We start from the raw sequence: 22,278 nt of genomic DNA, 5'->3' as shown, positions 1-22,278 counted from the left end.
TGTGGATAAAAAAAGGATACCTGCCTTTTGGCTTGTATCCTTTCAACTAACTAAAAAAGTAGAATCACGACTATTCAGCGATTCTACTTCGATTTGATTAATCTTCTACTAATTCAGGTTCCGCTTCTTCAGTTGTTGCAGAACTTTCTTCTTCCACTTCATTTTGTTCTACCACAACAGAAGCAACTTGTTCTTCTGGTGCATCTACAATTTCATAGCCTAACTCTGTGGATAAGTCTGCTACTGTAATAGAATCTCCAATTTCTAGATTTGCTACATCTACTTCAATTTTTTCTGGTAAATTATCTGGTGTTGCAGAAACTGTCAGCTCATACACGTTTTGAACTAATGTACCGCCAGATTTCGCACCTTTTGCATCATTTATTAGCACAACCTCAGCAGTTACTTCAATTTTTTCTTTCATATCGACTGCTACAAAGTCAACGTGCTTCCATTGTTTGGTAAACGTATCTACTTGTTGTTCACCCACAAGTGACTGTACTTTTTTACCTCCAACTGTCATGGTAATAACTGTATTTTTACCATGTGCACGTAATATTTTCAATAAGTCTTTTTCCGAAACAGTGAGTGCTGTGTTTGGCACATTGTTTCCATATAAAACTGCTGGTACTTCACCTTGTTTTCTTAACTTTTCCTTTGTGGAACGAGGTCTTACTTCTCTTTCTTTAACTGCTAATGTTACTGCCATAAATAAACTTCCTCCTTTAGATAATTCTTATCAAAATAAGTTCGCTATTTATCTCGTCTAACATATTTCAATGTCAAATACTTAGAGACTTTGAAGAATCAATTCCGAAAAATTGAGCTAAGTTATTTAGCTATTTTGGGAAAACGAACAGAGAATTTTTTTAACTCCCTATATTTAGCTTACGCTCATTTGACCTATTCGTCAAGAAATAGCCTTTTAATCACGATCAGCTTGGTAATTAAATTGTTTTACCGAAGGACTACGCCATTTTTGGTGAATAGCTTTTCTGAGATTATGATCGTATTTTCCTGGTGGCCAACTATCTAAACGAACATGTTCCTGATTATTTCGTTTTGCATAATTAAACGACTCTCCATTCATAATCTGAAACTCAAACTCTTGGGTTAACTCATATGCCTGAATATCACTCTCTATCCGCTTGTCTTCCCGCTCCTTCAGTACATTCCACTGACTCACAAAATTCCCTCTTTCATCCAAAATAAATTCTGCATGAAAGTCTGGGGTGACTCGTTTGCGATTTTCTTTGCCCAAAACAAAAACTTGGTAGCTACTTGTCTTAGGAAATTTGTTATGAAATCTAGCCGGTTCTTTGGGTAAACTCTTTCTCCCCAATTCTGTTTGCGCATATAAATTAAGTGCCGATTCATCCGTATCTGTCTTGCCACCATATTTCTTTCGTATATATGTAAGGTTGTGTCGATCAATGTACATTCGCAATTGGTGAACTGCCTGATTTCTTAACTTCTTTTTGTAAAAAGCTTTTCGGACCGTATCTGCAAATAGCTGAAAAAATTTCCCATGCGGAGCGAGAGTTGGATCCAATTGATAAGGTCCAATCAATTGCAACATCCCCTGTTGATCTATCGTGCCACCAAGTTGGGATAATACGAGCATTACTTTTTCACCTGCAGTTTTACGACTTTTTTTGAACATCTCCGTATAGATTGCTGAACCAACATACCGTGTTTCCTGCCCAATCTTTTCAACAAAAAATAGTTTCTGTTCGGTTGACAGTTTCTTGATGTTGCACATCAGATATCTTCGATACGCTTCTAGTGCTGCTTGATCCCATGTTTCCATCTATTCACCCCATTTGCTTTCCTTTTTTATTATATCACGGTATCTTAGAAAAGCTGCTACTTGCGCCTCACAAAATCCTCACTAACATGCTATACTGACACTATCAAACACTAAAGGAGCGTCCTACTTATGCGTTATATCCACAATGTTCTTTTTAATTTTGACTTAAAGCAAATGAACCCTGAACTCCTCGTTCCATTGGTTGAAAAATTCCATTCAATTCAAGGAATTCAACATGTATATTTTGGAAAGAATTCCACTCCGGAAACAGATAAGACGGCAGGATTTAATTATGGTCTCACTATTTTTTTTGATTCTTACGAAAACTTGGAAGCTTACGCAACTCATCCTCACCATGAATCCTTTAAAAATGCCATTCACAACTACACAGTGGCTGTCTGTGTGATGGACTTTCCAGTAACATAAAAAGAACGAAGCTTACCTAAAAGATAAGCTTCGTTCTTTTATACTGAATAAGCTTGCCCAATTTCTGTATCAAAAGGCAATTCCATTATTCCCTTTTTCGTAGGCGCATCAGGTACACCTAACTCTTTGGCAGAACAGATCATGCCATGGCTTTCTTCTCCTCGAAGTTTCCCAGGCCAAATTATCAATCCATTTGGCATCATTGCACCCACTCTTGCCACAACAACTTTTAAGCCAGCCTTAATATTCGGTGCCCCACATACAATCTGAAGTAGCTCTCCATTCCCTATATCGGTTTGGGTGATGGACAGATGATTAGAATCTGGGTGCTTTTTGCAGGACTTTACAAAACCTGTAACAAAGTCTGGCTGATTGTCTAGTTGAACCTTTTCACAAAAACCTTCTGCCGCTAATAATTCATTCAACTTTTGAACTTGCTCTTTATTTAAGTAAACTTGTCCTTGTCCGCTCAAATTTTCTAACAGATGACTAGCATTAAAGAAATTTATTCCGACAGTTTGATTGGTCTCTTTAATAAATACTCGGGCAATATTTCCTCTTCTTTCTGCCGTCACTTCTTGATTGGCTGCATCTGCTACTACAATCAGTAATACATCTCCCACTGCTTGTGGATTGTAACTAAAAATCATGATTTCGCTCCCTTATCTCTTTTTATTGCCTTAAATAGTTTCTACCTGCTAGATAGAATTCAAAAACTCTACAATCTGTGCCTTGGTTTTTCTCTCTTTATTTACATAGCGTCCAATTTCTTTGCCCTCACTCGTGACAATAAAACTCGGAATTCCCATAATTCCCCATTTTTGACAAAGTGGCAAAAATTGATCCCGATCAATTTGGATAAACCTATACTGGGAAAATTCTGCTTCAATCTCGGGCATCATTGGATAAATATATCTGCAATCCCCACACCAATCTGCCGTAAAGAATAAAACATTGTTGCCCGTTTCAATACTCACCGCAATTTCTTCTAATGTGCTAGGCAATCTCATCATATACCTACTTTCCGTAAACAATCGTATTGACTGTCGTTTTATCTAACGATTTTAATACGGTAATCAGCATCTCTTTTGCTGCATCATAATCGGTAATATTAAACATTGTTTGATGTGTATGGATATATCTCGCACAAACACCAATTACAGCACTAGGTACCCCGTCATTCATCAAATGCGCTTGACCAGCATCTGTTCCACCTTTTGAAACAAAATATTGATAAGGAATCTTGTTTGTTTCGGCAGTATCCAGTAAAAATTCGCGCATTCTTTTAAGTGTAATCATCCCTGGATCAAAAATACGGAGTAAAAATCCTTCTCCCAGATGTCCAAAAGTATCTTTTTTCCCATTGATATCGTCTGCTGCAGAACAGTCCACTGCAAAGAATAAATCTGGTTTAAACTTATGAACAGAAGGTCTTGTCCCTCTTAGTCCTACTTCTTCTTGAACATTTGCTCCTGCAATCAATGTATGTGCTAATTCTACTTCTTTCAGCGCTTCTAAAGCTTCTAGTACAACTGTACAACCGTAACGATTATCCCACGCTTTGCTAATAATATTTTTACCATTAGCCGTCTTGATGGTTTCAACTTTCGGCACAATACTGTCTCCAGGACGAACCCCGTAGCTTTCTGCCTCTTCTTTAGATTCAAACCCTGCATCAAATAAAATATCTGCGACATTGAGACTTGTTTGGCCACTTGTTCCTCTTAGTAAATGCGGTGGAATAGAAGAAGAAATAACAGGATATTCTGCATGTCTTGTCTTTAGTGTAAACCTTTGAGCCGAAACAACATACGGATTCCATCCACCCAATGGAACAACACGGAATAAGCCATTATCCATAATATGAGTAAGCATAAAGCCAACCTCATCCATATGGGCTGCTACCATGACACGCGGGGCATCTGCTACTTGATTTTCCCGAATCCCAAAAACGCCACCTAATCCATCATACTCGACACGATCAACAAGTGGTGTTAATTCTTTTGTCATTACTTGACGAATATCTTCTTCAAATCCACTTGTTCCTTGCAATTCTGTCATTGTCTTGATACGTTGAAATAATTTTTCTTCCATAATGTACGATCTGCAGATGCAGAAACGCCACCTCACTTTCTTTTATCCTAAGTATTATACCCCATTTTTACTTTTTTTTCATGAAGTTTTCTTTAGGAACTAAACCCCATTTTGTGCTACAATAAACAAAAAGAAACCCTCAACTGGAGTGACGAACATGACAAATAGAAAAAAGAGCACACTCTTTACAAACGGTTTTGCACTTGGTTTAGGCTCTGGCATTGCTTTGGGCAGTTTATCTACTTTATGGTACCAAAGTAAAAAAACTTTGTCTCCAGATGCCATCTTAAACAAAGTCAAACAAGCCTTTTTGCAAGAAGGACCTATCGAAGGTTCGTGGATTAATTTTGAGAAAAAACCCCGCCGTGTTTTCGCAGTTAGGTCTAAGACGTATACAGGTGGCATCATCCGTATCGAAGACTGTGAAAAAGTACAATACGAATTTATTGCAGATGCCTATACTGGTACTATATTAGATATCCATCGGCTATAAAAAAAGAGAAAAAATTAAGATAATTTTTTCTCTTTTTTTTATCTTTCTGGAAAAACTGCCTCAACTCGGTAGATAGGCTGGCCTTTAGCGGAAAATTTAGCCTCATACTCCGTCATGATATTTCCAACAAAATCACTCTGGTGTAAATCTAACCACACCTGTTTCAAAATCATTCCATACTGTGAAAAGCTGGCCAAAGAGTATTCAAATAGTCCTCTGTTATCTGTCTTAAAGTGAATTTCACCATTTTTTTTCAAAATGTTTTCGTAGTTTGATAGGAAAGAAGGTGAAGTTAGTCTCCTTTTTTCATGCCTTTTTTTAGGCCAAGGATCAGAAAAGTTCAGATAGACTTGATCCACTTCGCCCGCTGCAAAGTATTCTGTTAACATGCTGCCATTGACTAACAATAATTGCAAATTAGGCAATTTTTCTTCAATCAATTTATCTAAAGCAATCACAATAACATTGGTTTGGAGCTCAATACCAACATAATTAATCTCAGGATGGGCCTTAGCCATCTCGGTAATAAATTGACCTTTTCCTGTACCAACTTCGATATGTATAGGTTGCTTATTTTGAAACTTGTCTTGCCATTTTCCTTTCCAAGCCATAGGATCACTCGGAATATACTGCGGATATTCCGCCACTTTTTCTTTTGCCCAAGGTTTATTTCTTACTCTCATCTTTTTCCTCTCTTTTCCTATAAAAAACTCTCTGGCATTTTGACCAAAGAGTCCCCTATTTAATAATTAAAAAGTTTTTTTAGTTGTTCAATTTCACGATTCATTTGAATCAAATCATTTTTTTTAAAGTCTTTGCGAATTCTCATCAAAAAGGCCATCGTAGCGTACCACATCGCTTTTTTCAAAACGGTAGGCGTCGGTTTTTTGCCATACGAAGCTAACCAATTAGGCCAGTTTGTAAGCGGCACGTATTTGCCCAGTATAATCCCTAAATCATACACCGGATCAGCCAACAAGGCCGAATCCCAATCAACAAGATACAATCGGCTTTCTTCTGATACAATCCAATTATGCCGAATCACATCCCCATGACACACCACACATTCATCCAAGTTGGACTCTGGAAGATGGTCTTCTTGATACCGAAAGACACGTGCCAAATACTGATTTTTTTTGAGCTCTTGCGGTAGATTTTCAGCATATAATCCCAACAAATCAAACGCACTAAGTTCTTTGCCACCAATTTTTTTTAGCATCTCTTTGAGCGACTGTGAGTGATGGACGCGGTACAAAATCTCTAAAACGTCTAATCGTGTACCAATTTCATCGGCTTTTAAAAGGGTACCTTCAAGCCACTCCTGCGCTGTATACACATCTCCTGAACCCGTTCTCTTAGTCCAAACAAGCTTAGGAGTTATCCCTTCTTTTGATAGTGCCGCAAGAAACGGAGAGGAGTTTCTTTTAATAAAAAGTTTTTCTTCCCCATTTACACCCATATAGGTATTTCCTGTATCTCCACTAATCGGCTGAAGATGCCAGTTTTTATCCAGTTGAAAATGCATAAATACCCCACTTTCTCCATCCGATTTAGATTGTACACATCCACATTTATTTTAACTCTCTGTTTTTGCACCATCAAGTATCTGTCCTACTATTCTATCACATTACGAAGTAGATTGATGCATTTTTTTTAGTCGTTGTGGCAAATACCACCTGATAAATAGAAAAATCTCAACACAAATAGCCACCAGTAAGTAGAAACTATTTTGCCAGTTAGCTAGTGAAACAACTGAAACGAGCCAAAAGATACTCCCTGCTAAAATTAAAAGCTTTCCAATTAGTTTTTGCACAGCTTGGGTCTTCTGCAGTGCATCAATCGGATAAAGACGTACCATCAGCATATAATCAAACTGAGCATATATTGGAATTAGTTGAAACCCAATCAAATACAGAAACAGTAAAGAGACACCAAATACAAACCAACTATCTTTCAAAAAGAACAACATCACACTTGTCAAGACTACCAAACGCACATACAGTCCACTATAGCTAGTCGTCCGAAGAAAGCTACGCGCAAACAAATATTCAAACGTATGTGACTGTTCTTTAGAGATTTTCTTGACTAAGGGATCCAACCATTTTCGACGCTTGGCACTAACCTCCATCCCAGGTACATCTGTAAATAGGTGGATAAAACGGTAAATCCCATGAATTCTTTTTTTCTCCAACTCAATCATTACGTGCCAATCTAACATATTTGTCTTTATGGTCTTTTTTTCTGCTTGTTTAAGCAAGATAGCAACAATCATAGCAAGGATAGCGCCACACCAACTATTAACCCAGATACTAAGCCCAATACATAGTAGACTAATTCCATACCAAAAAAAATGACTTCTTTGCTTTAACTGATCATTTGATTGGAAAAAAGATAAGGTTTGTAAGCTAACATTTCCAAACTTTAAACAGAAGATCATACCTAAAAATACTAAGTAAGTTTCTATTGGTCTTTCCTCGTGATTTCCAGTTGCAACGATTAAAGGCACAATGACTCCTACAATTAACGCTAATATTGGTGCTACAGTCCCAAGAGTATGTTTTTGTGCTTGTGCGATATAGTGTCGCATTTGTTTTTCTTTTGGCAATAAAAACTGCTGGTCGGCCTCTTCTACGAGAGTTGCAACCTTGCCAAAAAAAAGCACAAAAAACAATCCGCCAAAAGCGACCAAGCGACCAACTATCGATGCGGGAGTTAAGGTTTTTAAAATTTCTGAGTAATAATAAGCCGCCCCACCTAGCAAAAACATTCCAACCAAAACAAAATGGTCATTAAAGACATATTTCATATAGCGCAACATTTTTTTTTGATAAATGGCCATTCTTTTTTTATACAATTCAACCATCATACAGACGAGCCTTCTTCCTGAGTCAATGCCACATAAATTTCATCAAGTGATGCATTTGGCAACTGAAATTCTTCTCTTAATTCTCCCATAGTTCCCTGCGCACGAATTTTTCCTTCATGAAGTACAATGAAACGATCACAATATTTCTCGGCTGTTGCTAATATGTGCGTCGACATCAAGATCGCTGCTCCTTGTTTTTTCATTTCATCCATCAACTCAAGCAAAGCGTGGATTGCCAGTGGATCCAATCCTAAGAAGGGTTCGTCAATAATATACAAGCTTGGTTCAATTAAAAAAGCACACAATACCATGACCTTTTGCTTCATTCCTTTTGAAAAGTTTGCTGGGAACCAATCCAATCTTTTTTCTAACCGAAAAGTTTTTAGCAAAATAGCGGCTCGTTCCATTGCCTGATCCATCGGAATATCGTACGCCATTGCCGTAATTTCAATATGCTCTTTGAGCGTTAGCTCTTCATATAACGAAGGGGTTTCCGGGATATAGCCAATTTTTTTCCGGTAAGCTTCTGGAGCTGCCTTTAAGGTTTTTTCGTCCAGCTTAATTGACCCTTTTTGTGGCGTAAGCAAACCAATAATATTTTTAATAGTTGTACTTTTTCCTGCACCATTTAACCCGATTAATCCAACAAGTTCTCCTTGATTAATCTCAAAACTAATATCTTTTAAAACAGGAACTGGACCGTAGCCACCTGTTAGATTTTTAATTGATAAGCTCATTTTTAAATCCCTCCATTTTTCTCATATACAGATTATAGCATAATCTCGTGTAAATTTTACTTCATTCTAACAGGAATAACTTTTCAAATGACAGATAGTTATGGTAAAGTGAAAGAAAAATGTGAGGTGCTTTATAATGGAAGATACCGTTTTTAACAAAATTTTGCGAAAAGAAATTCCAAGTTTTTGCGTATATGAAGATGATAAAGTTTACGCTTTTCTAGACATTACCCAAGCAACCAAAGGACACACACTTGTCATTCCCAAAAAACAAGTAACAAATATTTTTGAATACGATGCTCAAACAGCGGCTGATTTATTTTCACGTATCCCTAAAATTTCCCGTGCAATGGAGAAAGCTTTTCCAGATATGGAAGGACTAAATATTGTCAATAACAATAGAGAACTTGCCTACCAATCTGTCTTTTATTCTCATGTTCATCTTATCCCGCGTTACAGCAAAAAAGATGGCTTTAAAATGAGCTTTACTGATAACAGTGCTCGCTATACACCAGAAGATATGGAACAAATTGCCCATGCCATCCACAAGGAGGTAGAAAAATGAGTCTAGGTAGATTTGTAAAAGGGCTGATACTTGGTGCAACAGTCGGCGGTAGTATTGGACTTTTGTTTGCTCCACGTAGCGGAAATGCAACCCGGCAAAAACTAGCCAGAAACCTCGATGATGCAACCCAAACAACAAAAGATTTAGATGCCAGTCTAAAAAACTTCCAAGAATCACTCGTTCATTTAAAACAAACAAGCCAGGAACTACTCCCGACTTTTAAAGAAGAAACGAATAAAAGCCTTGCTGATTTTCAGTTTCAAGCAACACCTCGCATCAAGGCAATTCAACGTCAAAGCGAAAAAATCAAGCAAGATTTAACAATAGAAGAATAATATTTTTTTGAGCCTGAGACATAAATCAAAAATTATGTTCCAGGCTCTTAGTATCTAAACAAGCTTTGAGAGCTGAAATGAACCCAAATTTGAAGAGGAATTTTCATGCATTCCAACTAATTTCTCGGAGTTACACGCTTTTGCCTCAGCTTCCTTTGGTAATTTCAACTGATTTCTCCCAAAAATATGAACTTTTTTTGAATTTTTTTTTTGGTATTTATGATTTTTTTGATTTTACTTTAAAAGTCGAAAATTTACATTTTTATCTTGATATGATTATGGTATAGTAAATATCATGAGGGGGTTTCCCCCGCAATAATTACGCAGAAATGGAAGTGCACTAATGAAAAAAAACAAGATTTTACTCGCTACAGTTACTCTACTTGGCGTGTTCACACTAGCTGCTTGTTCTAGTAGCAAAGATTTAGTAAGTATGAAAGGTGGCAGCATCACTCAAGAAGATTATTATAACGAAATCAAAAAAAGTACGACGAGTGAGCAAACTCTTCAAAACTTAGTAATCTATAAAGTAGCTGAAAACGGCTATGGTGACAAAGTGACGGACAAAGAGGTAACTGCTCAATACAACGCTACGAAAAAAAGTATGGGAAGTTCTTTTGACGCTGCTTTAAAACAGTACGGCTACACTAAATCTTCTCTAAAAAAACAAATTAGACAAACCCTTGCTTTCCAAGCAATGGTAAAAGCTCATATTAAAGTCTCAGATGCAGACCTAAAAAGTGCGTGGGCTAGCTACCACCCAGAAGTCTCTGCCCAAATTATCACTGCCAGCTCAAAAGAAGATGCGGATGCAATCTTAAAAGACATCAAAGCAGGTGGCGATTTCACTAAAATTGCAAAAGAAAAATCTACCGACACTTCAACAAAAGCAGATGGCGGAAAAGTAACATTTGATTCAACAAGCACAAGTGTGCCGGCAGATGTTCAAACTGCTGCTTACAAATTAAAAGATGGTGAAGTATCAGACGTAGTGACTGTATCTACCACTGATTCAAGCACCTACACTACCACTACTTCTTATTATATTGTGAAAATGACGAAAAACAAAGACAAAGGAAACAGCATGACTCCTTATAAAAAAACTTTGAAAAAAATCGTTACTGATACCAAAGCTAGCGATAGTACATTCCAACAAGAAGTTATTACAAAAGAGTTGAAAAAAGCCGACGTTGAGATTAAAGATGATGATTTAAAATCTGTTCTGTCTAGCTTCTTATCAACAAGTAGCTCTTCAAGTAGCAAAGCAAAATCAAGTACGTCAAGCTCTTCAACAACTACTTCTTCAAGTGCAGACTCTAGCTCTGAAACTTCTTCAACTTCTAAATAAATTCGCTACAAAAAACTGTGAGAATCAATTCTCACAGTTTTTTTTTTGATATAAATAAAAAAATTTGCTGCTTCTTGCAGCTCGCTATTTTTTATCGTCTTTGCCTTTTTCTGTCTCCTTCATTTTCCCAAAATCTAGACCTCAAAAAAATTCTATATTAAACTAAAAAGTCCCCTTCTAAACTTACCGCTTTTAACCATTTTATTTTATCAATTATAATAAAATACATTTATCCAAGGCTCCAACAGAAGCCTTTAATTTTTGACTGAAGCTTGCTGTTACCCGTACCTAACATAACCAATCAATCGCTAAAGATGGAAACTTTACATTTTTTTACAAAACAAATACCTAGCTAGTATCATTCATTTAAATAGCGAACCAGAAAATCCTTTCTTAACTATTGCCAGATTGATGCGAGTGATACAATTTTTATACAAACAAAAGCTTTGTTAGAGATATAAAACACCGATAAAAAACCGGAGATTTACAGCCTAACAAAGCTTTTTTGATTATGACCCATAAAAATCAGATCGTTCCATACTCTAAGCTCAGTTTTCAGCAGCTAGACTCTCATAGCCTACGTTACTTAATCTAGCGGACGATAAAAATTGCGATTATCCAAACCAAAGATACGCTCCGTGTACTCACCTGGTTTTACTTGATCAAGTGCGCCTAACATCATTTGAATTGAAGCATCCATATTATCAATCTGATGTAAAATCTCTGCTTCCATTACTTTAGGTCGAACTGGAGACCCATACTCTAATAACCCATGATGTGAAAGTACCATGTGTTTTAATAATAAGACATCTTCTTCATGGTCATCAATTTTAAGCGTTTGACAAGCTTTGGTAATTTCCTCATCTACAATCACAAGATGACCAAGCAAATTGCCTTCAAGTGTATACTCCGTCGTCACCGCACCGGAGAGCTCTATGACCTTGCCAATATCATGTAAAATCACTCCCGCGTACAATAGTGAGGCATTAATTTCAGGATAAATACTACACATAGACTTAGCAATCCGCATCATAGTAAGCGTATGGTAGGCAAGGCCTCCTGCAAAAGCGTGATGATTTCTTTTAGCAGCCGGATACTCAAAAAATTCTTTTTGATACTGATTTAAAATATGACGTACAATCCGTTGCCAGTGTGCTTGAGTAATTTCAAACAATACTTGATTTATCTCTTCCATCATTGCATCTTTTGTTAGAGGTGCGCGCGTCATAAACAGCTCTGGAGAACTCGGTTCATCTTCTTGCGTAAGTCGCAAATGTAAGATTTTAACTTGTGGCCTTCCTTGGTATAGCTCTCTCTTCCCATTTAAAAAGACAACTTTTCCAGCAGTGAAACGACTGATTTCCTCCTCAGAAGCATCCCAATATTTGCCATCAATTGATCCTGAGTTATCTTGAAAAGTAAAAGCTATGAACTTTTTTCCATTTTTCGCTACACGAACATCAGCCTGTTTGATGAGTAAAAATGCATCAAAAATTTCATCTGTTGCGACTTCTTTTATTTTTTTCATATGTGCCCCTCCCTATAGCTCAGTTAGACAAAAATGATGTTTTTGAGTATACTGTACTATCTCTTTATCTGATGAAAAACAAATAACTTGTGTCTCTTGACTCAATCCTACTAGTACATCAAAAAAAGCTTGTTTGCGCTTTTGATCATAATGTACCCAACCATCATCTATTATAACAGGAAATCTACATTCTTGCAGATGCATCCTAATAAAGCCCAGTCGAAAGGCTAAATAGAGTTGGTTGCGTGTACCCGTGGATAAGTCTTTCAGTAGAAATCGTTGTCCATCTTTTCTTTCGACTTCAACTTGTTCTTTTTCAAACAAACACTTGTTGTACTCCCCTAAAGTAAAATACGCAAAATACTCGGAAACTTGTTTTAAGAGAAGCTCAAATTTTTGAGTGGATAACTGTTCAAAGATCTCTTGAATAAATGTTTCGGATAGTTTAGATTTTTCCCATCGTTGTACATGTCTCTCTAATTCATTTTTTAGCATCTCTTGTTTTTGATAAAGCTGAGTAAGACTCCCATCTTGCTCCATTTGTTGCTTTTGGTAATACAAGGCTTGTAATTGTTGGAGATTTCCCTCAAAATCCTGCCTTAATATCTCTTGTTTGCGCAGTTCTTCTTCATGGTTGTACCTTACTTCTGCTTTTTCTTCTACTTTAGCTAAATCAAATACTGGAGTCAGCAAAATTTCTAACGTGTGCATTCTCTCACGCATTTTCAGACTACTTTGTGAATTTTGGAGAAACTCGGGAATTTGACTAATCTGCCTTAGTCCTGCTTCTTTTAGTAATTGTTGCAAGGAAGCGCTTAGCTCTTTTCTACGATTTTGAATATTTTTAAGTGATTGGGTGACTTGTAGTGCAGTTTGATGCTCACTCATAGTTAAATGTTCACGCATTTTTTCTTGAATGAACTTTTGTACCTGCTCCAATAGCTGTGCATCATCAAGCGTCGTAATGGGTAGCCACTCTGCTAAAAAAGCGACATTTTCCCGGTACTGTTCAAGTATTCTTTGACAAGATTCAGTCTGAGCTGTTAAGTCCTGAATTACTTGCCATGCATGTTGCCATCTACTTCTTTGGGCAAGCACTACTTGCCAGTTATTTTCCCCATTCAAATTAACTTGATACCGCCGATTAATTGCCGCTAGTTTTTGCTGATTGAACTGAGCGCTTTTTTCCACTTTTTGATAGTCTATTTTCGCTTTTTCTTCCTGCGCTTTCATCCAGTCCATCTCACCAAGTTTTTGTTGCCACTTTGCTTTCAACTCTTTATCGCGTTGCTTTTGCTTTTTAGAGCCATAAAAAGCGTAGCCACCGCCGATAAAGAGTAAGACTCCTAAAATTAAAAGCATGAATACGTGCATCACTAAAGAATAAAGCCCAATAGCTAAAAGTCCACCCCCAGCTCCGATTGCCACAAAAACCGGGCTGTCTATTAATCTGTGCTGATTTTGCTCTTGTTCCAATTGCTGTACTTCGTATTCTAATTGCTGCACCTGTTGGCCAATTTCTGCCACCTTTTCTTCATGCTGTTGCTTTTGCTGCTGAATCTGCTCCTGTTCGACCATGATTTGTTCCATCAGTCCAATGTCTTTAGGCTCAATCATCAAATCTGGATGCCACCGTTCTGGCCATTGATACTGATGCGCAAGAGTTTGCGTCAGTTCTACTTGTTCATTTTGCTGTTTTTCATAGATTCTTTTTTTTGAAAGTGCTTCTGTGACTTTAGGTTGCTGTGCGAGTAGTGCTTGACAGGCTTCTTCATGTTGTCTGTAAAAAAGATAGCTCGTACTCATCGGCTTTTCTGAGTGTGTTTCTGCTTCAATCAATCTACGTTCTTCTTGTGACAGGTATTGTTCTTCTTGATAAGCCTGTTCTAATTGCTGAATTTTAGTTGACACCAATCCCACAGGTTGATGCCGTACTACTTGCTTCTTCTCTAACCATTCTTCATAGAGAGGCCATTTTTGGATTTTCTCTGCCAAAATCCGATTTTTTTGTGTGCATATTTTCCGTTCCTCTTGAATAAAAGTTTGGGTTTCCTCTACTTGTTTTATCGTACTGAGTAGGGTTTGGTACTCTTTTTCTTGGCTCTCTTTTTGTCTAATGGTTTCTTGTAACACTTGATATTCTTGGATTTTTTGATTAATCACTGGATTTTTCCCATTTGGCTTATACAAATTTTGGGTTTCTTGATTATACTGATTGCGCAAGCTCATTATTTTTTTACTACCCGTTAGACCAATCGCTACTAATAATTCTTGTAATTTTTCTTCTTGCAATCCCTGAACTTGGAACAAATCCTCCGGACGAAAACTAAAAATCTCATCAAATAACGCTTCGGTTAGTGGGAACAATAATTTCTTTAATAATGCTTCATCTCCCATTTGACCATCTGCCAAGTAAAGGGTTGCTTTCCCATTTTGAACAGATTTAAATCTTTCTATGATTACCTTTCCGTAGACCTCATGTTCTAGTACCATCTTCCCTCCGAAAAGACTGGAATCTTTTGGTTCAAAGTTACGTTGATTCACTCTTTTTCTAGAAAACCCAAACAGCATCGTTCGAATAAATTGATATAAAGTGGATTTTCCTGATTCATTTGCTCCACAAAACAAGTGAAAAGTTTGCTCCACAGAAAACAGCTGATGACTCCATTTTCCAAAACCAGAAATTTGGATTTCTTTAATTTCCATCTGTTTTCTTCACTCCCATACCTAATTGTTGTTTAACTTGCTCAATTGCCTCATTCGCAATTTCACTTCTGCTCGCCTCATCACATGCTAATAAGTCACGCAAGATAGGTTGCTGGTACAAAGGTGCCATGAGTTCTTCAAAGAAAGCTTGTTTTTCATATTTATCTATAATCTGTTTAAAATCTTCGCTTGAAAAAACTATTGGCAACAGACTGTCTCCTTCTTGTTGCTGCCATTCACATCGAATCTCTGTAAGCCAGATTGTTTCACCTGTCATTCTAAAAATAATTTGCTGAATATGAGAGAGAAATTCAGGTGTTTCAATTTCATTTTGGATTTCTTGTGAAAGCTCGCCCCCTATGCGAAGTTTAAGCGTCACAAATTGAAAAGAATCGGACACAGATAAGCTATGTGCGGACATTTTTTCTTGAATGGCAGAGATAATTTGCTTAGGTGTATCTACTTCTTTTAGCTCCAACTCCACCTGCTCAAACGCAATATCTGTGACTGCTTGCCACCGATAGCGGGTATGCTCTTTTTGTATCTCAACAAGAACAACACCACGAAGCGCTTGCTCTTTTTTTGTATGTCCCATTGGAGTACCTGGATAAATGCTTAATGGGCTTTTTGAAAGGACCATGGGCTGATGAATATGCCCAAGTGCCCAGTAATCATATCCTTTTTCTTTTAACTCTGCCACTGAAAAAGGCGCATAGTGTTCCTTTTGATCTCCGCCACGAATTTGTCCATGATATAAGCCAATCTGATAGTCAATTTCTCTTGAGCGAACTGGAAACTCTTGGATTTTGGCTGCTTGGATCCAACGATTTTCATAAGAAAACCCTGTTAGTGCAACTTTTTCTTTTGTTTTTGTTTCCAATACAAGGGTTTGGACTTGCTCTGAATCAAATAGATAAACATTTTTTGGAAAAGAAAACCAGTAACGCTCAGAAGCATAGTAATCATGATTACCGAATATAAGGACAACCGGAATATTTTGTTCATCTAGCCGCGTTAGCTGTTGCATAAAAAAAGCTTGCATCTTAATCGTCACATGCGGTTGGTGAAACGTATCTCCTGAGAATAACACAAAATCAACCTGTTCTTTAAGGGCATAATTGATGATGGCCTCTAGCATGTGTTGATCTTTGTATTGTAATTTTTCTAAAACCTCTATCGGCATATTACCTACTCCAGCAAACGGTCTTTCTAAATGTAGGTCTGCAGTATGAACAAATTTCACCTGTTCTCCTCCTTTTTCTTTTTCGATTTAAAAACAGCTTACCATAAACTGGCAAGCTGTCTATTCATTAATTATTATACAAGTCTTGAATTGGTTTTAAAATAATTTTATTCAAATCATTTAAAATCACGCTGAAGGCTTGCTCTTTTATCATCAATTGGTTAATCACTTCAGATTTTTGAACTTTCTCTGCCATTGCTTGAGCTTGATTTCCATCTTCTTCTGTAAATTCTTCTCCTTGCATTTGCTTTTGTTGTAAGCTTTGCTGAAAGGCTTGGAATTCTTTAAACAATTGATACGTTGCCTCTTCTTCTTTTACTTTTGCAAAAGCTTCTTCTAGTGCAAGAAACTCTGGTAATTGGCGGATTTCTTTTTCGATTTGATTGGCGCTATCATAAATATTTGCTGTCATGTTTATTCCTCTTTTCTATCATTTCAACCTTTATTGTAGCATCTTTTTGAATATTTGAATACGTTTTAATTCCCAAAAATCGACTTCCATGCATTGCTGGCACCCTCTTTAATTTTACCGCCCCAGTACTCGGCTCCTTCTTTCACTTTTCCACCAATATCTTCGACTGTTTTTTGCAAACCATTCGAGTCGCTATCTTGACTTTCTTCTTCTGTTTTTTTAGTTGCTTGTTCTTGGCTGACATCTTTAACAGAGAATTTTGTCTTAGGAGAGTTTGCCAAAATCCCCGACGCTTCATCTTTAAATAAAGTGGATACGCCTGTACCACTGCTCCCAGTAAGATAGTGTGTCGCGCTACTCTCATCAAAACCAATCCAAGTCGTGATCACAACATCTGGCGTATAACCAATAATCCATTGATCATTAGCATTTGTACCGCCATCTCCATTTTCAGTCGTTCCGGTCTTTCCTGCCATCTGATACCCATATGGCTTCGCATTTACACCTGTTCCCGTACTGAAGACTCCTTGAAGCATGCTCGTCATTTTATTTGCGACACTCGCTGTAGTCACTTGTGTGGCGTTGACATCACTGCCGTTTCCATCATCATAAATAACCGCCCCGCTAGAATCTACAATTTTCCGAATAAAATGCGTCTCTTTTTTCACGCCCTGATTGGCAAAAACCGTATAGGCACTGGCCATTTTAAGTGGCGAGGTTCCCTTGGTCATCCCTCCAAGTGCGAGTCCAAGGTAATGGTCATTTTTTTCAAGAGAGATGCCAAATTTTTCTACTTTGGATACCCCTTTATTCAAGCCAATCTCATTTAATAACCAGACTGCTGGCGCATTTAAGCTTTGCGCAACCGCTTGGTACATCGGCACCTCTCCGCTATACGTTTTACTGTAGTTTTGAACATTATAGTAAGAAAGTGCCTCATCTTTTAAAACAGAGTCTGGATCATACCCTGCCTCTAGTGCTGGTGTATAAACAGCTAACGGTTTCATGGTAGAACCTGGGGAACGAGCAGAGTCAATCGCCCGATTCCACCCTCTAAAGACATGAGTTCCTCTGCCTCCAACCGTAGCCATAACACCACCTGTTTTTGGATTAATCGCTATAGAGGCTCCTTGGACCAGCGTCCCATCTGCTGCATTTGGTGGAAATAAGTTAGAATTTGCAAACGAGGTTTCCATTGATTTTTGATAGTTTTGATCTAAGGTCGTATAAATTTTATATCCATTGTTTAAGATATCTTGTTCTGAAATCCCATGTTTCGAAATGGCTTCATTTACAACAGCATCAAAGTAATAGGGATATTTGCTGGTCTCAATTGAATTACTGTAGTCATCTGCCAATTGAATGGTGCTTGCTTTAGCTTGGTTTTGTTGCTCTGCTGTGATTTTTTCGTTATCTTTCATCAGCTGTAGGACAGTATTTCTTCTTGCAAGCGCATTGTCCATGTGATCTATTGGATTATAGATTCCTGGACCTTTGAGCATCCCCGCGAGTGTCGCCGCCTCACTAACCGTCACATTAGCTGCACTTTTGCCAAAATAACGGTGAGCAGCATCTTCTACCCCCCAAACGCCATTGCCAAAATAGGATTTGTTGAGATACATCTCTAATATTTCTTTTTTAGAGTATTTTTTTTCAATTTCAATTGCTAAAAAGAGTTCGCGTGCTTTTCGGTCAAATGTTTGCTTTTGAGTTAAGTACGCATTTTTCGCAAGTTGTTGCGTAATCGTGCTCCCACCGCCTGTAATATGTCCAGCTGTCACAATTCCTAATATCGCCCGGCCAATCCCACGAATATCAACTGCACCATGCTCATAAAATCGTTTATCTTCGGTGGAGACGACTGCATTTTGTAAATTAGTCGAAATTTTATTTAAGGATACAAAGGTTCCTTTTTGACCATAAGCAGAAAGATTGCCTGCCTTATCTCCGTCTTTATCATAGATGACCGTTGCCTCAGAAAGACCAGACTTCAACGTCTCTACATTGGCACTTTTAGCCAAATAAAAAAGATAAATACTCGTAACCAGAACGACGATGAGCATCGTAAGCAATATAATTTTATTAATTTGATATTTTTTCCAAATCCGTTTTTGCTTTTGTCTTAGACTTTGAAGATATGGCTTGCACCCTATCCAAAATTTTTGCAATTGCTGTAAAATCCAGCTTGCTATTTTTTTTATCGTATCCATTTATTTTCCCTCTTCAATTTAGGCTTCATTTTTTTATATCCTTATTTTACCATATTCTTCCAGACTTACTATCCTTCTCAAGACGGAATCACACGCAAGACTTGTACTAGTTTAGCATGAAAATTTAAAGATTCTGTGTTACAATTCTTAAGAAAATTTTTTATTTGGAAAAAGGAGAGGTTTCATTTGGAAATGACGATTCAAATTCCTAAAGATGTTCAAGCTCAAAGTCTATCATCTCTACTAGAGAAGCAGTGGCTAATCCCTAGAAAAACTCGACACTTTTTACGAATGCGCAAAAATGTTTGGGTCAATCAACACCCCGCTATCTTTTCACAAATCGTACATCCAAGCGACATCGTGACACTTAAATTTGAAGATACGGATTATCCTCTTCCTACTATTCTTTTAGGAGATGAAAAAAAAATTAATGTGTTATATGAAGATGAGCACTTAATTGTCGTCGATAAACCCACTGGCATAAAGACACATCCTAATAGCTCAGGTGAAACAGACACTCTCCTCAATCATTTAGCCGCTTATTTAATTCAAACACATCATGTTCCTTACGTCGTACATCGAATTGACCAAGAGACAAGTGGCGTCATTTTATTCGCAAAAAATCCTGTTGTACTGCCAATACTTTGCCAAATGCTTGAAAGAAAGCAGATTACAAGACGTTACCAAGCAATCGTAGCAGGGCAACTCTCAGAAAAGACGCTCACCATTAGAAAAAAAATCGGTCGAAATAGGCACGATCGGCGTAAGTACTGTATTGATGAACGCAGTGGTAAAACAGCTTGCACACACATCACCGTGCTTAAGCAGACACACACACACGCACAAATTCTATGTGAACTTGAAACAGGGCGAACACACCAAATACGTGTTCATCTATCTAGTGTCGGTCATCCGATACTGGGCGATACACTCTATCACCTGCATCCTGAAGAAAGCCCGCGTTTAATGCTTCATGCAGACACACTCTGCTTCACCCATCCATTTACTGGGGAAAAATTACAGATCAACTCTCAAAATTCTTTATTCAAACCATAAAAAGGTGTGGAACAAAAACAGCATTTGCTTTTGTTTCACACCCTTTTTTTAGTTATCTTTCAAGATAATTTCCAACTTATTTTAATGCTTTTTCTAATTCTTGATATTGCTGTTCAGACAAATAATCTTTGTAGGTTGTTAAAAGATTCGTTTTAGCATTTTCATCTAGTAAATCTTTGTTTGTTGTCACTTGTTGCATTAATTCATTAAAATCGTCATCTGATAAATGTTGTGAAAATAAATCTTCTACTACTGTTTTTGCCTCTGATTCTGAAAGAATATTTTCTTTTTTAGGCAAATCAATTTTTACATTTTTTATATTTTTTGGTGTGACTTTATAGTTCATTTCGAAACTAGCTGTTCCTGAACCTTCCACAGCTATTGCTGTATCATTTATAAATGTCCAAACTTTTTTATCCTTATTGTACTCCGCTTTTAAATCAAAAGATTTAATATCTTTCAAGCTTTTTTCCATTTCACTACTCGAAATTTTTTCGCTACCTGCTTCTTTGGCTAAACGTTGATTCAAATCACTTAGAATACTAGTCAAATCATTCTTTTTTAACGTAACCGAAAGAACTTTATCTTTTTCAGTAAAACGTTTTTCATCCATTTTTTGGAAATACGCTACTAAACTTTCCGTAGCAAGCTTAACCATTTTTTGTGCGTTTTGTTGTTCTGATTTTGAGCTGGATTCTGGTGTCATTTCAACATATTGCTTAGAAAGCTCTTTTAGTTCGGCTTCATCCAGTTGACCGGCTAATTCTGGCTTAAATGCCACAACTAATTGCATAATCTTTTCAATTGATTGAAGTGACACATAGGCTGTAGAATCGTTTGCTTTCACTGTAACTGGAATTTTTTGTCCATAAAATTCTATGTTGACATCAGTTTGCGTCGTCTTACCAGACTTTATCGTACTTCCAGATACTTTAAAAGAATTTAGTTGTGTATTAATAATTTTCATGTAGGCTGCTACTTGATCGCTGTCTTGACCTGTTGTTTTTAAATCAAACTTTGGTACCGTCACAGTATAATCTACTTGACTTGCCTTTTGCATTTCTTGATACGCTTCAACCATCTCTTTTTTTGTATTCTTCCCACAACCGGTAAAAAGAATCATTACCATACTTACTGCTACCACTACTGACCCTAACTTTTTACTTATACTCATTTTTCTCTCCTCTTCATTTTTACTCAACAACTTTATATTCTATGAATTTTAAAATGTAATGCACTAGTCATTACATTTCATTCAGTTGTTTTGTTACGAATAGAACCCGACTTTCATTTTTTAGTTTTTTGTGTCTATCAGCCTTATCTATTAAACGTTTTGTCTTACTATTTTACAGATAATTGGCATCATTAAAAACCTATACAGTTATTATACATTATTTTGTGTTATTATTTGTTTCAATTTTTATTTAAATTTTAAATATAAAGAAAAGGTTATGCTCACGATTTCCAAACACTAACCCAGATTTTATAAATCCATTCAATAAAAAAATTGACTCAAAACTCTTTTCAAGTTTTTGAATCAATATTTCCTTATACTTCAAAACTAGTTAAATACCACAACCTTCTTATTTAGTGCTGCGCTATCCGTAACTGGGTTATCTGTAATTGTCAGTACTTTAAACTGAGACAAATCATTCAATTCCGAGATAGACTCTACACTGTTTTTCTGAATATCCAGTTCACTCAACTGTCGAAATTTTTTAAATATTACTACATTATCTAGATTACTATTCACAATTTTAATCGTCTTCAGACTAGGAGAGGCAGCTAACAAACTTGGCAAATCTGACTCTAAAGTGCTATCTTCTATCACTAGATCTTCTAATGTCGTACGACTGATTGCTTTTGTCTGATACACCCGGCAATCTCGTAATTCTAAAATTTTGACATGTTGTAACTCTTGGTAAAATGAGTCTGTCAGCATCTGTGAACTAACATCTAATTTATGTAGCTTTTGCGTTGAATTAAATAAGACTTTGTACAAATCTCCAGATACTGATAAATGATGTAAAAAAGGACAATCTGATATTTTAAACTTATCCGTTTGCCAATACTCGTCTACTACTAAAGCTTTTAATGCATTCAAGTGGCTAAGTGAGATATCATATTCCCCATTTCCAGTTAGTTTAAGCACTTGTAAATTTTTCAATGTATCTATTGCTGTTATTTTTTCTTTACTTTTAGTAGAAGCCAAATCAATGGATAAATCAATTAATGTAGTTTTATTCATTAAGGGGGAAAAATCCATAATTTGATTTTTTTCTATCTTCAGTACTGATAATTCTGGCATATTCTTTACAAATTGCAAAAATTTTAAATCATCACTCGAAAGTTTTACGCTGTGTAAGTTACTAAGTGTGGAAAAAATTCCGATTTTTAACGTGTAAAGAACCCAGAGATACATCCAATAAAGTGGACATACTTGCTATCC

Annotated in this window: 22 protein-coding genes; 6 read left to right on the top strand and 16 right to left on the bottom strand. The window is 36.8% G+C overall.

Going from position 1 to position 22,278, the window contains the following annotated elements:
* Window positions 1-97 precede the first annotated feature (97 nt).
* Together CBF30_RS06835 and CBF30_RS06830 are read right to left on the bottom strand one after the other, a co-directional pair.
* On the bottom strand, window positions 98-709 hold the full coding sequence (locus CBF30_RS06835; RefSeq protein ID WP_126824197.1) for a 50S ribosomal protein L25/general stress protein Ctc: 612 nt from the start codon (window positions 707-709) through the stop codon (window positions 98-100).
* Between the two features lie 216 nt (window positions 710-925).
* Complete coding sequence (locus CBF30_RS06830) at window positions 926-1,810, bottom strand: DUF3114 domain-containing protein (RefSeq protein ID WP_126824194.1); 885 nt, start codon at window positions 1,808-1,810, stop codon at window positions 926-928.
* A 129-nt stretch (window positions 1,811-1,939) separates the two neighbouring features.
* Between CBF30_RS06830 and CBF30_RS06825 the strand changes: the two genes are divergently transcribed.
* Window positions 1,940-2,236: a Dabb family protein gene (locus tag CBF30_RS06825; RefSeq protein WP_126824192.1), complete on the top strand. Its 297-nt coding sequence runs from the start codon at window positions 1,940-1,942 to the stop codon at window positions 2,234-2,236.
* Window positions 2,237-2,274: 38 nt separating this feature from the next.
* Here the strand turns inward: CBF30_RS06825 and ytpR are convergent, their stop codons facing one another.
* Genes ytpR through pepA form a run of 3 tightly spaced genes read right to left on the bottom strand, consistent with a single transcriptional unit; the run spans window position 2,275 to window position 4,330 of the window.
* Entirely contained in the window at window positions 2,275-2,886 is a 612-nt protein-coding gene (gene ytpR, locus CBF30_RS06820; protein ID WP_126824189.1) for a YtpR family tRNA-binding protein, read from the bottom strand.
* A gap of 48 nt (window positions 2,887-2,934) precedes the next feature.
* On the bottom strand, window positions 2,935-3,246 hold the full coding sequence (locus CBF30_RS06815) for a thioredoxin family protein (protein WP_126824186.1): 312 nt from the start codon (window positions 3,244-3,246) through the stop codon (window positions 2,935-2,937).
* A gap of 7 nt (window positions 3,247-3,253) precedes the next feature.
* Window positions 3,254-4,330, bottom strand: coding sequence for a glutamyl aminopeptidase (gene pepA, locus CBF30_RS06810; RefSeq protein WP_126824183.1), 1,077 nt, complete (start codon window positions 4,328-4,330; stop codon window positions 3,254-3,256).
* A gap of 157 nt (window positions 4,331-4,487) precedes the next feature.
* On the opposite strand from pepA, the gene CBF30_RS06805 reads away from it, so the two are divergent.
* Entirely contained in the window at window positions 4,488-4,823 is a 336-nt protein-coding gene (locus CBF30_RS06805; protein ID WP_126824180.1) for a PepSY domain-containing protein, read from the top strand.
* A gap of 38 nt (window positions 4,824-4,861) precedes the next feature.
* On the opposite strand, the gene trmB is transcribed toward CBF30_RS06805, so the two are convergent.
* The 4 genes from trmB to CBF30_RS06785 all read right to left on the bottom strand — a co-directional run bounded on the left by trmB (window position 4,862) and on the right by CBF30_RS06785 (window position 8,426).
* Entirely contained in the window at window positions 4,862-5,506 is a 645-nt protein-coding gene (gene trmB / locus CBF30_RS06800) for a tRNA (guanosine(46)-N7)-methyltransferase TrmB (protein WP_126824176.1), read from the bottom strand.
* Between the two features lie 59 nt (window positions 5,507-5,565).
* Window positions 5,566-6,348 (bottom strand): phosphotransferase family protein, encoded by a 783-nt coding sequence (locus tag CBF30_RS06795; RefSeq protein WP_126824172.1) that lies wholly within the window; start codon window positions 6,346-6,348, stop codon window positions 5,566-5,568.
* 102 nt (window positions 6,349-6,450) lie between these two features.
* Window positions 6,451-7,689 carry an ABC transporter permease gene (locus tag CBF30_RS06790; protein ID WP_126824169.1) on the bottom strand — a complete coding sequence of 413 codons (1,239 nt, stop codon included), beginning with the start codon at window positions 7,687-7,689 and terminating at the stop codon, window positions 6,451-6,453.
* The gene (locus CBF30_RS06785) at window positions 7,686-8,426 is read right to left on the bottom strand and encodes an ABC transporter ATP-binding protein (RefSeq protein WP_126824166.1); all 741 of its coding nucleotides are present in this window, start codon (window positions 8,424-8,426) and stop codon (window positions 7,686-7,688) included. Before CBF30_RS06785 ends, CBF30_RS06790 begins: the two co-directional genes overlap by 4 nt.
* Before the next feature lie 136 nt (window positions 8,427-8,562).
* Between CBF30_RS06785 and CBF30_RS06780 the strand changes: the two genes are divergently transcribed.
* From CBF30_RS06780 to CBF30_RS06770, 3 genes are all read left to right on the top strand, one after another.
* On the top strand, window positions 8,563-8,991 hold the full coding sequence (locus CBF30_RS06780) for an HIT family protein (protein WP_126824163.1): 429 nt from the start codon (window positions 8,563-8,565) through the stop codon (window positions 8,989-8,991).
* The gene (locus tag CBF30_RS06775; protein ID WP_126824160.1) at window positions 8,988-9,326 is read left to right on the top strand and encodes a YtxH domain-containing protein; all 339 of its coding nucleotides are present in this window, start codon (window positions 8,988-8,990) and stop codon (window positions 9,324-9,326) included. The genes CBF30_RS06780 and CBF30_RS06775 overlap by 4 nt, the downstream gene beginning before the upstream one ends.
* A gap of 343 nt (window positions 9,327-9,669) precedes the next feature.
* On the top strand, window positions 9,670-10,674 hold the full coding sequence (locus CBF30_RS06770) for a peptidylprolyl isomerase (RefSeq protein WP_126824157.1): 1,005 nt from the start codon (window positions 9,670-9,672) through the stop codon (window positions 10,672-10,674).
* Between the two features lie 586 nt (window positions 10,675-11,260).
* Here the strand turns inward: CBF30_RS06770 and CBF30_RS06765 are convergent.
* The 5 genes from CBF30_RS06765 to CBF30_RS06745 all read right to left on the bottom strand — a co-directional run bounded on the left by CBF30_RS06765 (window position 11,261) and on the right by CBF30_RS06745 (window position 18,773).
* Complete coding sequence (locus CBF30_RS06765) at window positions 11,261-12,202, bottom strand: 3'-5' exoribonuclease YhaM family protein (protein WP_126824154.1); 942 nt, start codon at window positions 12,200-12,202, stop codon at window positions 11,261-11,263.
* A 12-nt stretch (window positions 12,203-12,214) separates the two neighbouring features.
* Window positions 12,215-14,908 carry an ATP-binding protein gene (locus tag CBF30_RS06760; RefSeq protein ID WP_126824150.1) on the bottom strand — a complete coding sequence of 898 codons (2,694 nt, stop codon included), beginning with the start codon at window positions 14,906-14,908 and terminating at the stop codon, window positions 12,215-12,217.
* On the bottom strand, window positions 14,898-16,151 hold the full coding sequence (locus CBF30_RS06755) for a metallophosphoesterase family protein (protein ID WP_170168967.1): 1,254 nt from the start codon (window positions 16,149-16,151) through the stop codon (window positions 14,898-14,900). The genes CBF30_RS06760 and CBF30_RS06755 overlap by 11 nt, the downstream gene beginning before the upstream one ends.
* 67 nt (window positions 16,152-16,218) lie before the next feature.
* Window positions 16,219-16,563: a YlbF family regulator gene (locus CBF30_RS06750; RefSeq protein WP_126824144.1), complete on the bottom strand. Its 345-nt coding sequence runs from the start codon at window positions 16,561-16,563 to the stop codon at window positions 16,219-16,221.
* Window positions 16,564-16,628: 65 nt separating this feature from the next.
* On the bottom strand, window positions 16,629-18,773 hold the full coding sequence (locus CBF30_RS06745; RefSeq protein ID WP_126824142.1) for a PBP1A family penicillin-binding protein: 2,145 nt from the start codon (window positions 18,771-18,773) through the stop codon (window positions 16,629-16,631).
* A 186-nt stretch (window positions 18,774-18,959) separates the two neighbouring features.
* Here CBF30_RS06745 and CBF30_RS06740 point away from each other — a divergent pair, with 186 nt between their 5' ends.
* The gene (locus CBF30_RS06740) at window positions 18,960-19,829 is read left to right on the top strand and encodes an RluA family pseudouridine synthase (protein ID WP_126824138.1); all 870 of its coding nucleotides are present in this window, start codon (window positions 18,960-18,962) and stop codon (window positions 19,827-19,829) included.
* A 76-nt stretch (window positions 19,830-19,905) separates the two neighbouring features.
* Here CBF30_RS06740 and CBF30_RS06735 read toward each other — a convergent pair whose 3' ends face one another.
* Together CBF30_RS06735 and CBF30_RS06730 are read right to left on the bottom strand one after the other, a co-directional pair.
* A complete protein-coding gene (locus CBF30_RS06735) occupies window positions 19,906-21,003 on the bottom strand; it encodes a hypothetical protein (RefSeq protein ID WP_126824136.1) in 1,098 nt (365 codons plus the stop codon).
* Between the two features lie 387 nt (window positions 21,004-21,390).
* Window positions 21,391-22,077 (bottom strand): leucine-rich repeat domain-containing protein, encoded by a 687-nt coding sequence (locus CBF30_RS06730; protein ID WP_148112259.1) that lies wholly within the window; start codon window positions 22,075-22,077, stop codon window positions 21,391-21,393.
* Window positions 22,078-22,278 lie beyond the last annotated feature (201 nt).

The organism is Vagococcus entomophilus, assembly GCF_003987595.1.
Lineage (GTDB): Bacteria > Bacillota > Bacilli > Lactobacillales > Vagococcaceae > Vagococcus_E > Vagococcus_E entomophilus.
Note: the sequence above shows the minus strand (reverse complement) of the source record. Positions and strands in the feature narration are given on the sequence as shown.